14 protein-coding genes and 1 tRNA gene are annotated in these 13,816 nt (G+C 41.0%); 13 read left to right on the top strand and 2 right to left on the bottom strand.

Going from position 1 to position 13,816, the window contains the following annotated elements:
- The first annotated feature begins 19 nt into the window (after positions 1-19).
- From HT724_RS08440 to dapA, 3 genes are all read left to right on the top strand, one after another.
- A tRNA-Thr gene (locus tag HT724_RS08440) sits at positions 20-92 on the top strand.
- A gap of 379 nt (positions 93-471) precedes the next feature.
- Positions 472-1,548, top strand: a complete 1,077-nt coding sequence (locus tag HT724_RS08435) for an aspartate-semialdehyde dehydrogenase (protein WP_173276433.1) — start codon at positions 472-474, stop codon at positions 1,546-1,548.
- A gap of 55 nt (positions 1,549-1,603) precedes the next feature.
- On the top strand, positions 1,604-2,539 hold the full coding sequence (dapA, locus tag HT724_RS08430) for a 4-hydroxy-tetrahydrodipicolinate synthase (RefSeq protein ID WP_173276432.1): 936 nt from the start codon (positions 1,604-1,606) through the stop codon (positions 2,537-2,539).
- Between the two features lie 45 nt (positions 2,540-2,584).
- Here dapA and mnmE read toward each other — a convergent pair whose 3' ends face one another.
- Positions 2,585-3,958, bottom strand: a complete 1,374-nt coding sequence (gene mnmE, locus HT724_RS08425; RefSeq protein ID WP_173276431.1) for a tRNA uridine-5-carboxymethylaminomethyl(34) synthesis GTPase MnmE — start codon at positions 3,956-3,958, stop codon at positions 2,585-2,587.
- 137 nt (positions 3,959-4,095) lie between these two features.
- The gene (locus HT724_RS08420; protein WP_001117401.1) at positions 4,096-4,278 is read right to left on the bottom strand and encodes a 4-oxalocrotonate tautomerase; all 183 of its coding nucleotides are present in this window, start codon (positions 4,276-4,278) and stop codon (positions 4,096-4,098) included.
- A gap of 122 nt (positions 4,279-4,400) precedes the next feature.
- On the opposite strand from HT724_RS08420, the gene HT724_RS08415 reads away from it, so the two are divergent.
- The 10 genes from HT724_RS08415 (at position 4,401) to HT724_RS08370 (ending at position 13,492) form a co-directional block, all read left to right on the top strand.
- Positions 4,401-4,991: a thymidine kinase gene (locus HT724_RS08415; protein ID WP_054392867.1), complete on the top strand. Its 591-nt coding sequence runs from the start codon at positions 4,401-4,403 to the stop codon at positions 4,989-4,991.
- The gene (gene prfA / locus HT724_RS08410; protein WP_001028807.1) at positions 4,988-6,067 is read left to right on the top strand and encodes a peptide chain release factor 1; all 1,080 of its coding nucleotides are present in this window, start codon (positions 4,988-4,990) and stop codon (positions 6,065-6,067) included. The genes HT724_RS08415 and prfA overlap by 4 nt, the downstream gene beginning before the upstream one ends.
- Complete coding sequence (prmC, locus tag HT724_RS08405) at positions 6,067-6,903, top strand: peptide chain release factor N(5)-glutamine methyltransferase (RefSeq protein WP_173276430.1); 837 nt, start codon at positions 6,067-6,069, stop codon at positions 6,901-6,903. Before prfA ends, prmC begins: the two co-directional genes overlap by 1 nt.
- Complete coding sequence (locus tag HT724_RS08400) at positions 6,887-7,489, top strand: L-threonylcarbamoyladenylate synthase (protein ID WP_173276429.1); 603 nt, start codon at positions 6,887-6,889, stop codon at positions 7,487-7,489. The genes prmC and HT724_RS08400 overlap by 17 nt, the downstream gene beginning before the upstream one ends.
- 1 nt (position 7,490) lies before the next feature.
- A complete protein-coding gene (locus HT724_RS08395; protein WP_173276428.1) occupies positions 7,491-7,922 on the top strand; it encodes a GNAT family N-acetyltransferase in 432 nt (143 codons plus the stop codon).
- A gap of 62 nt (positions 7,923-7,984) precedes the next feature.
- Positions 7,985-9,241, top strand: a complete 1,257-nt coding sequence (glyA, locus tag HT724_RS08390) for a serine hydroxymethyltransferase (protein ID WP_173276427.1) — start codon at positions 7,985-7,987, stop codon at positions 9,239-9,241.
- A gap of 7 nt (positions 9,242-9,248) precedes the next feature.
- On the top strand, positions 9,249-10,223 hold the full coding sequence (locus HT724_RS08385) for a nucleoid-associated protein (RefSeq protein WP_049547194.1): 975 nt from the start codon (positions 9,249-9,251) through the stop codon (positions 10,221-10,223).
- Complete coding sequence (gene pmp23, locus HT724_RS08380; protein WP_173276426.1) at positions 10,223-10,837, top strand: cell wall hydrolase Pmp23; 615 nt, start codon at positions 10,223-10,225, stop codon at positions 10,835-10,837. The genes HT724_RS08385 and pmp23 overlap by 1 nt, the downstream gene beginning before the upstream one ends.
- A 73-nt stretch (positions 10,838-10,910) precedes the next feature.
- Complete coding sequence (locus HT724_RS08375; protein WP_173276425.1) at positions 10,911-11,885, top strand: DUF1002 domain-containing protein; 975 nt, start codon at positions 10,911-10,913, stop codon at positions 11,883-11,885.
- Positions 11,886-12,100: 215 nt separating this feature from the next.
- Complete coding sequence (locus HT724_RS08370) at positions 12,101-13,492, top strand: amino acid permease (protein WP_173276424.1); 1,392 nt, start codon at positions 12,101-12,103, stop codon at positions 13,490-13,492.
- The last annotated feature ends 324 nt before the right edge of the window (positions 13,493-13,816 follow it).

Here is a 13,816-nt window from a genome sequence, read left to right as displayed (position 1 = left end):
TAGTATACTTCTTAAGTAAGCTGATTTAGCTCAGTTGGCAGAGCGCATCCATGGTAAGGATGAGGTCGCCGGTTCAATCCCGGCAATTAGCATGATATGTATAGGGAAACTCTTGAATACGAGAGTTTTTTCTTATGCTCGCGAGAAAAAATTCTGACTTTTGTATAATAAAAGTCATACTGCAAAAATTTATTATTGACAAAACCAATTATCTCTAGTAATATAATAGATGCGATGAGTCGATAGGTAGTCTTCGGACTACTATTGAGCATAAGGAGGTCATAACGCAGGAGCGGACCTTGATGAGTTGTGTGAACCTGCTCATCACATGAAGATGCCTCTTAGTCCCTAGTCTAGCGACTGGGGATTTTTATTTTTCAAAAAATGATGAAAAAGCTTTGCAATTCATGGAAAAAGTAGTATAATACTTCTATTATAGAAATTTTTAGAAAATTCCGAAAGAGGTTATTTATGGGATATACAGTTGCTGTAGTCGGCGCGACAGGTGCTGTCGGAGCTCAGATGATAAAAATGTTGGAAGAATCAACACTTCCAATCGATAAAATTCGTTTACTTGCTTCTGCACGTTCAGCAGGCAAGACATTGAAATTTAAAGACCAAGATATTACGATTGAAGAAACGACTGAAACTGCTTTTGAAGGAGTTGATATTGCTCTCTTTTCAGCAGGTGGTTCTACATCAGCTAAGTATGCACCATACGCAGTTAAATCTGGAGCGGTAGTAGTTGATAATACATCTTACTTCCGTCAAAATCCAGATGTTCCTTTGGTTGTTCCAGAAGTCAATGCTCATGCACTTGATGCCCACAACGGGATTATTGCTTGCCCTAACTGTTCAACAATCCAAATGATGGTGGCGCTTGAACCAGTTCGCCAAAAATGGGGCTTGGACCGTATCATTGTTTCAACTTACCAAGCCGTTTCAGGTGCTGGTATGGGAGCAATTCTTGAGACACAACGTGAACTTCGTGAAGTCTTGAATGATGGTGTAACCCCACGTGATTTGCATGCGGAAATCTTGCCCTCAGGTGGTGATAAGAAACATTATCCTATCGCTTTTAATGCTCTTCCACAAATCGATGTCTTCACTGACAATGATTACACTTACGAAGAGATGAAGATGACTAAGGAAACTAAGAAAATTATGGAAGATGATAGCATTGCAGTATCTGCAACATGTGTGCGTATTCCAGTCTTGTCAGCTCACTCTGAGTCTGTTTACATCGAAACAAAAGAAGTGGCTCCAATAGAAGAAGTGAAAGCAGCTATCGCAGCCTTCCCAGGCGCTGTTCTTGAAGATGATGTAGCTCATCAAATCTATCCGCAAGCTATCAATGCAGTTGGTTCACGTGATACCTTTGTTGGTCGTATCCGTAAAGACTTGGATGCTGAAAAAGGAATTCACATGTGGGTTGTTTCAGACAACCTTCTCAAAGGTGCTGCTTGGAACTCAGTTCAGATTGCTGAAACTCTCCACGAACGTGGATTGGTTCGTCCAACTGCCGAATTGAAATTTGAATTAAAATAGTCATATCGTTTAGGAGTTCAGATGAACTCCTTCTTTGAAATAGAGAGGTGTTTTCATGTCTTATCAAGATTTAAAAGAGTGTAAAATCATCACAGCCTTTATTACTCCCTTCCACGAGGATGGTTCTATCAACTTTGATGCTATTCCAGCCTTGATTGAGCATTTATTGGACCATCATACGGATGGAATTCTTCTCGCAGGTACCACTGCTGAGAGTCCAACTTTAACCCATGATGAGGAGTTGGAACTCTTTGCGGCTGTACAAAAGATTGTCAATGGACGTGTTCCTTTGATTGCGGGTGTAGGTACCAATGATACGCGCGACTCTATTGAGTTTGTCAAAGAAGTAGCGGAATTTGGCGGTTTTGCTGCTGGACTTGCTATTGTACCTTACTACAACAAACCTTCTCAAGAAGGAATGTATCAGCACTTTAAGGCCATTGCAGATGCTTCTGATCTACCAATTATTATCTATAACATTCCAGGGCGTGTAGTGGTAGAATTAACTCCAGAAACCATGCTTCGTTTGGCTGACCATCCAAATATTATCGGTGTCAAAGAATGTACTAGCTTGGCTAATATGGCTTACTTGATTGAGCACAAGCCTGAAAAATTCTTGATTTATACAGGTGAGGATGGAGATGCTTTCCATGCCATGAACCTTGGTGCGGACGGGGTTATTTCTGTTGCATCCCATACAAATGGGGATGAAATGCACGAGATGTTTACTGCCATTGCAGAAAGCGATATGAAGAAAGCCGCAGCAATTCAACGTAAATTCATTCCTAAGGTCAATGCCCTCTTCTCTTATCCAAGTCCTGCTCCAGTTAAGGCCGTTCTTAACTATATGGGATTTGAAGCTGGACCAACTCGTCTACCTCTTGTTCCAGCACCAGAAGAAGATGCCAAACGCATTATCAAGGTTGTCGTAGATGGCGACTACGAAGCAACTAAGGCAACTGTAACAGGTGTCTTAAGACCAGATTACTAATAAGACAATAAAATCCATGACCGCACGAACGATAATGGATTTTTCTTATTTTCCTAAACAGAATTGGCTAAAAAGTTGGGTAATGAGTTCATCTGGTGCAGCATCCCCAGTGATTTCTCCGAGGATTTCCCAAGTACGAGTCAAGTCAACTTGAAGCAAGTCAACTGGCATCCCCAGTTCAAGACCTTGGTTAACAGCTTGTAGGCTTTCAACTGCTTTTTCAATCAAGGAAATATGACGGGCGTTGGACAAGTAGGTTGCATCTTGCTCGACTAGACCAGCATTTTCAAAGAAGAGGTTGTTGATTCTCTCTTCGATTTTATCGATGTTTTGATTTTTAAGAACTGAAATGCGGATGACATCTTCAGGGAGTTCCGAAGTTTCAATTGTTTCTGGCAAGTCGGTTTTATTAAGTAGAATAATGCGATTGGTATCTTGGCTAATTTCAAGAAGTTGTCTGTCTTGCGCAGTCAGTGGTTCACTGGCATTTAGCACCAGTAGAACCAAGTCAGCTTCTTTGAGGGCTTTTTTCGAACGCTCAACTCCGATTTGTTCCACGATGTCATCCGTTTCACGGATACCAGCTGTATCAATCAATTTGAGAGGGACACCGTTGATGTTGACGTATTCTTCGATGACATCTCGAGTAGTACCAGCAATATCTGTAACGATAGCCTTGTCCTCACGCAAGAGGTTGTTGAGGAGGCTAGATTTCCCAACGTTGGGGCGTCCGATGATGGCTGTGGAAATTCCTTCACGAAGGATTTTACCACGACGGGCTGTTCTAAGGAGATTGGTTAGTAATTGCTCAAACTCTATTGTCTTCTCACGGACAACAGCAGTAGTCGCTTCTTCAACATCGTCATACTCAGGATAGTCGATATTAACCTCAACTTGGGCAAGTGTGTTAAGGATTTCTTGACGGGTATTGTTAATGAGGTCAGAAAGGGAGCCGTCTAATTGCTTAACTGCAATGTTCATGGCCTTGTCAGTCTTTGCACGGATGATATCCATGACCGCCTCAGCCTGGGTCAAGTCCACACGTCCATTTAGGAAGGCACGTTTGGTAAATTCACCAGGTTCTGCCAATCGAGCTCCTTCACGGATAGCTAGCTGGAGAATCTCATTGGTCACCGCAATCCCACCGTGGGTGTTAATCTCGATAATATCCTCACGAGTGAAGGTCTTTGGAGACTTCATAGCTCCAACCATAACCTCGTCCATGACTTTTCCTGTCTGAGGGTCAACGATGTGACCGTAGTTGAGAGTGTGACTAGCAACCTGACTCAAGTCTTTCCCTTTGAAAATTTTTTGCGCAATTGCAAAACTTTCTGTTCCGCTCAAGCGGACAATACCAATAGCTCCTTCACCTAGTGGAGTAGAGATGGCAGCGATGGTATCAAATTCACGTGTAATCATAATATTTCCTTTAATTAATAGCTCTTTTCTTGGAAATTTTTCCAAGTCTCTTTTCAAATTGTAACAAATTTGAACTATTTCTTCAATGGATGCCACTTGGAGATTGAAAAAGCCTAAGCAATTCTGCTTAAGCTAGCTTATTTGGTGCGCATTTCTCCTTGTGGGAAGTAAGTTCCTTCTGGCATGTCGTTGATGATGACATGGACAGCAGATTGAGGGGCTCCAGTGTTGCGAACAACAGCTTCTGTTACTTCCTTAGCAAGAGCCTTCTTTTGCTCGAGCGTGCGTCCTTCAAATAAATCGATGCGTACAAATGGCATAATGGCTTCCTCCACTAGTTTTGATTTCTTCTATTTTACCACATTTTGCCGTTTAAAGCTTCAGAAAATTATGATATACTAGAATGTAGCAAAAATTTAGAAATGGACGTGAAGCAAGAAACATGGCACAGTTGTATTATCGTTATGGGACCATGAACTCTGGTAAGACGATTGAGATTCTCAAGGTGGCCTATAACTATGAGGAGCAAGGAAAAGGTGTTGTGATTATGACCTCAGCTCTTGATACTCGTGACGGTGTTGGCTATGTGTCGAGTCGTATTGGCATGAAACGCCCTGCCATTGCGATTGAGGAAACAACTGATATCTTCGGCTATATCCGAGACCTATCAGAAAAACCTTACTGTGTGTTGGTTGATGAGGCCCAGTTTCTTAAGTGTCATCATGTTTACGATCTAGCTCGTGTTGTTGATGAGTTAGACATACCTGTCATGGCTTTTGGTTTGAAAAATGACTTTCGCAATGAACTGTTCGAAGGTTCCAAGTATCTCCTGCTCTTAGCAGACAAGATTGACGAAATCAAGACCATCTGTCAGTATTGTAAGAAAAAGGCAACTATGGTTTTGCGTACACAGGATGGATTGCCCGTTTATGATGGAGAACAGATTCAAATCGGTGGCAATGAAACCTATATCTCGGTTTGCCGTAAACATTATTTTGCCCCTGAAATCAATAAGGAGAATGAAGAAAAATGAACATCTATGATCAACTACAAGCTGTAGAAGACCGTTATGAAGAATTAGGAGAATTGCTTAGTGACCCTGATGTTGTATCAGACACCAAGCGTTTCATGGAGCTTTCAAAAGAAGAGGCTTCAAGTCGTGATACGGTGACGGCTTACCGAGAATATAAACAAGTCCTTCAAAACATCGTTGATGCTGAAGAGATGATTAAGGAATCAGGTGGAGATGCGGACTTGGAAGAAATGGCCAAGCAAGAGCTCAAAGATGCCAAGGCTGAAAAAGAAGAATACGAAGAAAAACTGAAAATCTTGCTCCTTCCAAAAGATCCAAACGATGATAAGAACATCATTCTTGAAATTCGTGGAGCAGCTGGTGGAGACGAAGCAGCGCTTTTCGCTGGAGACCTGTTAACCATGTATCAAAAGTATGCGGAAGCCCAAGGCTGGCGCTTTGAAGTCATGGAAGCCTCTATGAATGGTGTCGGTGGATTCAAAGAAGTAGTTGCTATGGTTTCAGGTCAATCTGTATACTCTAAACTCAAGTATGAGTCTGGTGCTCATCGTGTGCAACGTGTCCCTGTGACAGAGAGCCAAGGTCGTGTCCATACATCAACTGCTACAGTTCTTGTCATGCCTGAAGTAGAAGAAGTTGAATACGATATTGATCCAAAAGACCTTCGTGTTGACATCTATCACGCCTCTGGTGCTGGTGGACAGAACGTCAATAAGGTTGCGACTGCCGTTCGTATTGTTCACTTGCCAACCAATATCAAGGTCGAGATGCAAGAAGAACGTACCCAGCAGAAAAACCGTGAGAAGGCCATGAAGATCATCCGTGCGCGTGTTGCTGACCATTTTGCCCAGATTGCACAAGACGAACAAGACGCTGAGCGTAAGTCGACAATTGGTACTGGTGACCGTTCAGAACGGATTCGTACTTATAACTTCCCACAAAACCGTGTCACAGATCACCGTATTGGCTTAACCCTCCAGAAACTAGATACCATTTTGTCTGGTAAATTGGACGAAGTTGTGGATGCCTTGGTGCTCTATGACCAAACACAAAAATTAGAAGAATTAAACAAATAATGAAATTAGCTCAATTATTTTCAGATTTTGAAGAAGAGTTGATAAGACAAGGAGAGGAAGCAGAAAGCCTCTCTTTTGTCTATCGTAGCCTGAAAAATCTATCTTTTACAGATTTTGTTTTTGCCCTCCAGCAGGAAGTGACAACAGAGGAAGAATTATTTGTAGAGGAAATTTACAAGCAGTTAGCGGCTCATAAACCAGCCCAGTATATCATTGGTCATGCAGATTTCTTCGGAATGCAGTTAAAAGTGGATGAGCGTGTTTTGATTCCTCGTCCAGAGACAGAGGAGTTGGTTGAGCTTATCTTGGATGAAAATTCTGAGGAAAATCTTAAGGTCCTAGATATCGGGACTGGAAGTGGAGCCATAGCCCTTGCATTAGCAAAAAATAAACCAGATTGGTCAGTGACAGCAGCAGATATTTCTCAAGAGGCGCTTGACCTTGCCTCCGAGAATGCTAAAAATCAAAATCTTCAAATATTTTTAAAAAAATCTGACTGTTTTACAGAAATTTCTGAAAAATATGATATAATTGTTTCCAATCCACCCTATATCTCTCGTGAAGATGAGTCAGAGGTGGGTTTGAATGTTTTGCATTCAGAACCTCACCTAGCCCTCTTTGCAGATGAGGATGGCCTAGCTATTTACCGTAGAATTGCGGAAGATGCAAAAGACTATCTCAAAGATGGTGGTAAGATTTACCTTGAAATTGGATACAAGCAAGGTCAAAGTGTTCCTGAACTTTTTAGGAAGTATCTTCCTGCAAAGAGAGTTCGAACATTCAAGGACCAATTTGGTCAAGATAGGATGGTCGTGGTTGATGATGGACAGGATTAAACAAGAGTTGGAAAATGGTGGAGCTGTCGTTCTACCTACAGAGACAGTTTACGGTCTCTTTGCCAAGGCTTTAGACGAAAAAGCAGTTGATCATGTTTACCAACTCAAACGTCGTCCTAGAGACAAGGCCCTTAATCTCAATGTTGCCTCTTTAAAGGACATCTTGCATTTTTCAAAGAATCAGCCAACTTATCTACAAAAACTTGTAGAGACCTTTTTACCGGGTCCCTTGACCATTATCCTTGAAGCCAATGACCGAGTTCCCTATTGGGTCAATTCTGACCTTGCAACGGTGGGATTTCGGATACCAAGTCATCCCATCACGCTTGATTTGATTAGAGAGACGGGACCCTTGATTGGACCGTCTGCCAATATTTCAGGTCAGGCAAGTGGAGTAACCTTTGAACCAATTCTGAAGGATTTTGACCAAGAGGTTCTGGGTCTGGAAGACGATGTTTTTCTAACTGGACAGGATTCAACTATTTTGGATTTGTCGGGAGACAAGGTGAAAATCTTACGCCAAGGGGCCATTAAGCGAGAAGATATTCTTGCTCAGTTGCCAGAGATTTCTTTTGAGGAGGAATGAGATGCTGAGAGATTTAAGAGAAACTGATGTGAAAGCCATTTGTGACATCAACCAAGAGGCTTTGGACTATTCTTTTAGTCTGGAGGACACGGCTAGTCAATTAGCTAGTCTATCTCAGGATTTCCATCATTTCTTACTTGCTTATGAGGATACAGCTAGTCATGCCTTGCTTGGATATGTCCACGCTGAGGTCTATGAATCACTTTATTCTAAAGCAGGATTTAATGTTTTAGCTTTAGCAGTTTCACCTCAAGCGCAAGGTCAAGGTATTGGTAAAAGTTTACTACAAGGGTTGGAACAAGAAGCTAAAAGACGTGGTTATGGGTTTATCCGCTTAAACTCTGCCGATCATTGTCTGGGAGCTCATGCATTTTATGAAAAAGTTGGTTATACTTGTGATAAAATGCAGAAACGGTTTATTCGCATCTTTTAGTTTGATTTTCTAATAAGAAAATGAAACTAATGGACTAGTCACACAATAAAAGGAGAAGACCTATGATTTTTGATAAAGATGATTTTAAAGCATACGATGCTGATCTCTGGAATGCTATTGCTAAAGAAGAAGAACGCCAACAAAACAACATTGAGTTGATTGCTTCGGAAAACGTAGTTTCCAAGGCTGTTATGGCAGCTCAAGGGTCTATCTTGACAAACAAATATGCCGAGGGTTACCCAGGACACCGTTATTATGGTGGAACTGATGTGGTAGACGTGGTAGAAACTCTAGCCATTGAACGTGCAAAGGAAATTTTCGGTGCTAAATTCGCCAATGTCCAACCTCACTCAGGAAGCCAAGCTAACTGCGCGGCTTACATGGCCTTAATTGAGCCAGGTGATACCGTTATGGGGATGGATTTGGCAGCAGGTGGACACTTGACCCACGGAGCTCCTGTTAGCTTCTCTGGTCAAACCTACAACTTTGTTTCTTATAGTGTGGACCCTGAAACGGAATTCTTGGACTTTGATGCTATCTTGAAACAAGCCCAAGAAGTAAAACCAAAACTGATTGTAGCTGGTGCTTCAGCCTATTCTCAAATTATCGACTTTTCAAAATTCCGTGAAATTGCGGATGCTGTTGGGGCTAAACTCATGGTAGATATGGCTCATATTGCTGGTTTGGTTGCAGCTGGTCTACATCCAAGTCCAGTTCCATACGCTCATATCACAACAACAACAACCCACAAAACTCTTCGTGGACCTCGTGGTGGTTTGATTTTGACCAATGATGAGGACCTAGCTAAGAAGATCAATTCAGCTATTTTCCCAGGTATTCAAGGTGGTCCTTTGGAACATGTTGTAGCTGCCAAGGCTGTTTCCTTCAAAGAAGTTTTGGATCCAGCCTTCAAGGAATATGCTGTTAATGTGATCAAAAACAGCAAGGCTATGGTAGAAGTCTTCTTGCAAGACCCTGATTTCCGTATCATTTCTGGTGGGACTGAAAACCACCTCTTCCTAGTGGATGTGACTAAGGTTGTAGAAAACGGAAAAGTTGCTCAAAACTTGCTGGATGAAGTCAATATTACTCTAAATAAAAACTCAATCCCATACGAAACCTTGTCACCATTCAAGACAAGTGGTATTCGTATCGGATCTGCAGCCATAACTGCACGTGGATTTGGTGAAGAAGAAAGTCGCAAAGTGGCTGAACTGATCATTAAAACCCTTAAAAATGCAGAAAATGAGGCTGTATTAGAAGAAGTGAGAAGTGCAGTCAAAGAATTAACAGATGCCTTCCCATTATACGAGGACTAAAACTTTTATGGACATTTATATTAAGAAAGCCATTATCCATCAGTTCAGTCCGGATGATACCGAGCTGTTCTTGGCGGATAAGTTTCTCAATATCACTCCAAAAATCGAAGAATACCTGCGGAAAAAAATTGAACGTGTGTATTCAGATGAAGCCAAGACTGGGATTTTCGAAGAAGAAAATCCCTTCTTCAATCACATCACAGACGATTTGTTGGAGACATCAGTAACACTGGCTAATCTCTGGAAAGAAGAGTTCAGTATTTCTGAAAACCTCAAGACCAATGACTTGATTTTTGTGCAATTTTCTAAAGAAGGTGTGGAACATTTCGCTTTCTTGCGAATTGCCCTGCGTGAGACCTTGACTCACCTCGGTGGAGAAGTTGATAATCCAATCAAGCTAACTCAGAATAACCTGCCTGGATTTGGAACGGGTGCTGATGAGGCCTTAGTGGTTAATCTTCAAAGCCGTAAGTACCATCTGATTGAAAAACGCATCAAGTACAACGGGGCTTTCTTGAACTATTTTTCAGATAATCTCCTAGCCGTCGCCCCTAAGATTTCTCCTAAAAAATCTATCAAGGAATTAGAAAAAACGGCCCAGAGAATTGCTGAATCTTTTAATACAGATGATTTTCAATTTCAATCCAAGGTAAAATCAGCGATTTTCAATAATCTGGAAGAAAGCAATGAATTGTCACCAGAAAAATTGGCCAACGACCTTTTTGACAATAATCTGACGGCTCGTTTGAGCTTTATTGACCAAGTCAAAGAAGCCGTACCAGAACCAGTTCAATTTGATGAAATTGATGCCAGTCGCCAATTAAAGAAATTTGAAAACCAAAAACTCTCCTTGTCAAATGGAATTGAGCTCATCGTTCCCAATAACGTCTATCAAGACGCCGAGTCTGTTGAGTTTATCCAAAACGACAATGGAACCTACTCTATCTTAATCAAAAATATCGAGGATATCCAAAGTAAATAATGTTTAAACGAATTCGAAGAGTGCTTGTACTAGCAGTCTTCCTTTTTGCTGGCTATAAAACTTACCGCCTTCACCAAGATGTCAAGCAAGTTATGACTTATCAACCCATGGTGCGCGAAATCTTGAGTGAAAAAGACACCCCAGCAAACGAAGAGCTCGTGCTCGCTATGATTTATACTGAAACAAAAGGAAAAGAAGGCGACGTCATGCAGTCTAGTGAGTCTGCAAGTGGTTCAACCAACACCATCAACGATAATGCCTCTAGCATTCGGCAAGGTGTGCAAACTCTGACAGATAATCTCTATCTGGCGCAGAAGAAGGGTGTTGATGTCTGGACAGCTGTTCAAGCCTATAATTTTGGACCTGCCTATATCGATTTTATAGCCCAAAATGGTAAGGAAAACACCCTAGCACTGGCCAAACAGTACTCCCGTGATACTGTTGCTCCCTTGCTGGGCAATACCACTGGAAAGACTTATAGTTATATTCACCCTATTTCTATCTTTCACGGTGCTGAACTTTACGTAAATGGGGGAAACTATTATTATTCTAGACAGGTGCAACTTAACCTTTACATCATCAAATGTTTCACTCTCTTTTCAACATCTGGCTAGTCCAGGTGTTTTTGTTATAAGTTTTCTTTAAGATAGATATATTACTCTAGAGAGGTAAAGGAGGGAATTCCCCATGAGAAAGAAACTCTTTCTGACCAGTGCTGCGGTCTTGTGGGCAGTAACAGCTATGAATAGCGCCCATGCAGCAACAGATGTTCAAAAAGTCATTGACGAAACCTATGTTCAACCTGAATATGTTCTAGGTTCTTCACTATCTGAAGACCAAAAAAATCAAACCCTTAAAAAACTGGGCTACAACGCCTCAACAGACACCAAAGAACTCAAGACCATGACACCTGATGTCTATTCTAAAATCATGAATGTGGCAAATGACTCTAGCTTACAACTGTATTCATCAGCAAAAATTCAAAAACTGGGTGACAAGTCGCCACTTGAGGTCAATATTGAGACACCAGAAAACATCACTAAGGTGACTCAGGATATGTACCGAAATGCAGCCGTAACTTTGGGTGTGGAACACGCTAAAATCACTGTAGCTGCACCTATTCCAGTGACAGGTGAGAGTGCCTTAGCAGGAATTTATTATTCGCTAGAAGCTAATGGAGCTAAGGTGCCACAAGCCAACAAAGACTTGGCTCAAGAAGAGCTAAAGGCTTTGTCGGATATCAATGCTGAAAACAAGGATAAATCAGGCTATGATGCTAATAAATTAAACGTTGCCCTAGCTGATATCAAGTCAGGACTTGCCAAAGCGAAAGAAAGCAAGGGAAGTCTGACAGAAGAAGATGTTCGTAAAATCGTTGAAGATACCTTGAAAAATTACAAACTCGATCAGGTTATAACAGGAAACCAAATCAATATCATCATCAACTTTGCTTTGAATCTCTCAAAGAGTGATATCCTCAGCAATGCAGACTTCACTAAAACCCTAAATGACCTTAAACAAAGTATTGTTTCACAAGCTGGCGACAGTTTTAAAAATATCAACCTTAACTTCGATGCGGATAAGGCGCTAGAAGACGGGGGTAACTTCTTAAGTTCCCTCTGGCAAGCCATTGTCAACTTCTTCAAGAGTTTTGGTTCTTAATACTCTTCGAAAATCAAATTCAAACCACGTCAACGTCGCCTTGCCGTACTCAAGTACAGCCTGTGGCTAGTTTCCTAGTTTGCTCTTTGATTTTCATTGAGTATAAGCTATTACAAAAAGGTAGTCAGATTTTTTTAGAAAATTATTTTATAAATATTCACAAATCTCCTATATTTATGGTAAAATAGAATCATCAGTTTATTTTGGAGAAAAAGATGAATATATTTAGAACAAAGAATGTAAGTTTAGATAAAACGGAGATGCACAGACATTTGAAGTTATGGGATTTGATTTTGCTGGGTATTGGAGCCATGGTAGGGACAGGTGTCTTTACAATCACAGGTACTGCAGCTGCAACACTTGCTGGTCCAGCCCTAGTGATTTCAATCGTCATTTCTGCCTTGTGTGTGGGATTATCAGCCCTCTTTTTTGCAGAATTTGCTTCACGAGTACCCGCTACAGGTGGTGCCTACAGTTATCTCTATGCTATTTTAGGAGAATTTCCAGCTTGGTTGGCTGGCTGGTTAACCATGATGGAATTCATGACAGCCATATCTGGTGTGGCTTCGGGTTGGGCAGCTTATTTTAAAGGCTTGCTTTCTCAATATGGGATAGTCCTTCCTCAGGCTTTAAATGGCACCTTTAATCCTCAAGCAGGGACGTTTGTTGATTTATTGCCTATTCTTGTCTTGGTCTTGGTGACTTCGCTTGTTTTACTAAATGCTAAGGCAGCCTTGCGCTTTAATTCGATTCTAGTGATTTTGAAATTTTCCGCTTTAGCTCTCTTTGTTTTAGTAGGAATTTGGAATATTAAGCTTGATAATTGGAGTAATTTTGCTCCTTATGGTTTTGGACAAATCTATGGTGCTAGTACTGGTATTATGGCTGGTGCGTCCTTGATGTTCTTTGGATTTTTAGGCTTCGAATCCATTTCTATGGCTGTAGATGAGGTCAAGACTCCTCAAAAAAATATTCCCAGAGGGATTGTCTTATCGCTTTCTATCGTAACCATTCTTTATGCCTTGGTGACGCTTGTCTTGACTGGTGTGGTTCACTATAGTCATCTAAATGTTGATGATGCCGTTGCCTTTGCCCTTCGTAGTGTTGGGATTAGTTGGGCAGCCAACTATGTGTCATTGGTGGCTATCTTGACCTTGATTACAGTTTGTATTTCGATGACCTATGCCCTATCGCGTATGATTTACAGTTTAGCACGTGACGGCTTGATGCCTGCTGCCTTTAAAGAACTAACGAGGACTAGCAAGGTACCCAAAAATGCTACTATCTTGACAGGTCTAGCTTCAGCAGTAGCAGCAGGAATGTTTCCATTAGCTAGTATCGCAGCCTTCTTAAACATTTGTACCTTGGCCTACTTAATCATGCTGGCTTACGGCCTGATTCGCTTACGGAAAGAAAAAGGGATGCCAAAAGCTGGGGAATTTAAAACACCACTGGTACCCTTATTACCGATTTTATCAATCATCATTTGTTTATCCTTTATGTTGCAGTATAATATGGAAACCTGGATTGCTTTCTTGATTGCCTTGTTGATAGGAAGTTTTATTTACTTTACTTATGGTTATAAGCATTCTACCATAGAAGAATAATACTCTTCGAAAATCTCTTCAAACCATGTCAGCTTCGCCTTGCCGTATGTATGTGACTGACTTCGTCAGTTTTATCTACAACCTCAAAACAGTGTTTTGAGCTGACTTCGTCAGTTTCATCTACAACCTCAAAGTCGTGCTTTGAGCAGCCTGCGGCTAGCTTCCTAATTTGTTCTTTGATTTTCATTGAGTATATAAAGTGAAAGTCTGTTGAGTTGTTGAAACTCAGCAGATTTTTATATGTGAAAGAAATTTCAATTTTTTTCTAAAAATATCTTGACAGATTAAATTTTTAGGAGTAGAATGTTTACTAGTTAATTAAAC

Origin of the sequence: Streptococcus sp. k-402, assembly GCF_013277515.1 — a bacterium.
GTDB lineage: Bacteria > Bacillota > Bacilli > Lactobacillales > Streptococcaceae > Streptococcus.
This window is presented reverse-complemented; position numbering and strand designations above follow the sequence as displayed.

Excerpts from the sequence above, each read along its gene's own strand:
- mnmE (WP_173276431.1), bottom strand. The coding sequence starts at position 3,958 with ATGATTACACGTGAATTTGATACCATCGCTGCCATCTCTACTCCACTA.
- prmC (WP_173276430.1), top strand. The coding sequence starts at position 6,067 with ATGAAATTAGCTCAATTATTTTCAGATTTTGAAGAAGAGTTGATAAGA.
- HT724_RS08375 (WP_173276425.1), top strand. The coding sequence starts at position 10,911 with ATGAGAAAGAAACTCTTTCTGACCAGTGCTGCGGTCTTGTGGGCAGTA.
- HT724_RS08420 (WP_001117401.1), bottom strand. The coding sequence starts at position 4,278 with ATGCCATTTGTACGCATCGATTTATTTGAAGGACGCACGCTCGAGCAA.
- dapA (WP_173276432.1), top strand. The coding sequence starts at position 1,604 with ATGTCTTATCAAGATTTAAAAGAGTGTAAAATCATCACAGCCTTTATT.
- prfA (WP_001028807.1), top strand. The coding sequence starts at position 4,988 with ATGAACATCTATGATCAACTACAAGCTGTAGAAGACCGTTATGAAGAA.
- pmp23 (WP_173276426.1), top strand. The coding sequence starts at position 10,223 with ATGTTTAAACGAATTCGAAGAGTGCTTGTACTAGCAGTCTTCCTTTTT.
- HT724_RS08435 (WP_173276433.1), top strand. The coding sequence starts at position 472 with ATGGGATATACAGTTGCTGTAGTCGGCGCGACAGGTGCTGTCGGAGCT.
- HT724_RS08370 (WP_173276424.1), top strand. The coding sequence starts at position 12,101 with ATGAATATATTTAGAACAAAGAATGTAAGTTTAGATAAAACGGAGATG.
- HT724_RS08385 (WP_049547194.1), top strand. The coding sequence starts at position 9,249 with ATGGACATTTATATTAAGAAAGCCATTATCCATCAGTTCAGTCCGGAT.
- HT724_RS08400 (WP_173276429.1), top strand. The coding sequence starts at position 6,887 with ATGATGGACAGGATTAAACAAGAGTTGGAAAATGGTGGAGCTGTCGTT.
- glyA (WP_173276427.1), top strand. The coding sequence starts at position 7,985 with ATGATTTTTGATAAAGATGATTTTAAAGCATACGATGCTGATCTCTGG.
- HT724_RS08415 (WP_054392867.1), top strand. The coding sequence starts at position 4,401 with ATGGCACAGTTGTATTATCGTTATGGGACCATGAACTCTGGTAAGACG.
- HT724_RS08395 (WP_173276428.1), top strand. The coding sequence starts at position 7,491 with ATGCTGAGAGATTTAAGAGAAACTGATGTGAAAGCCATTTGTGACATC.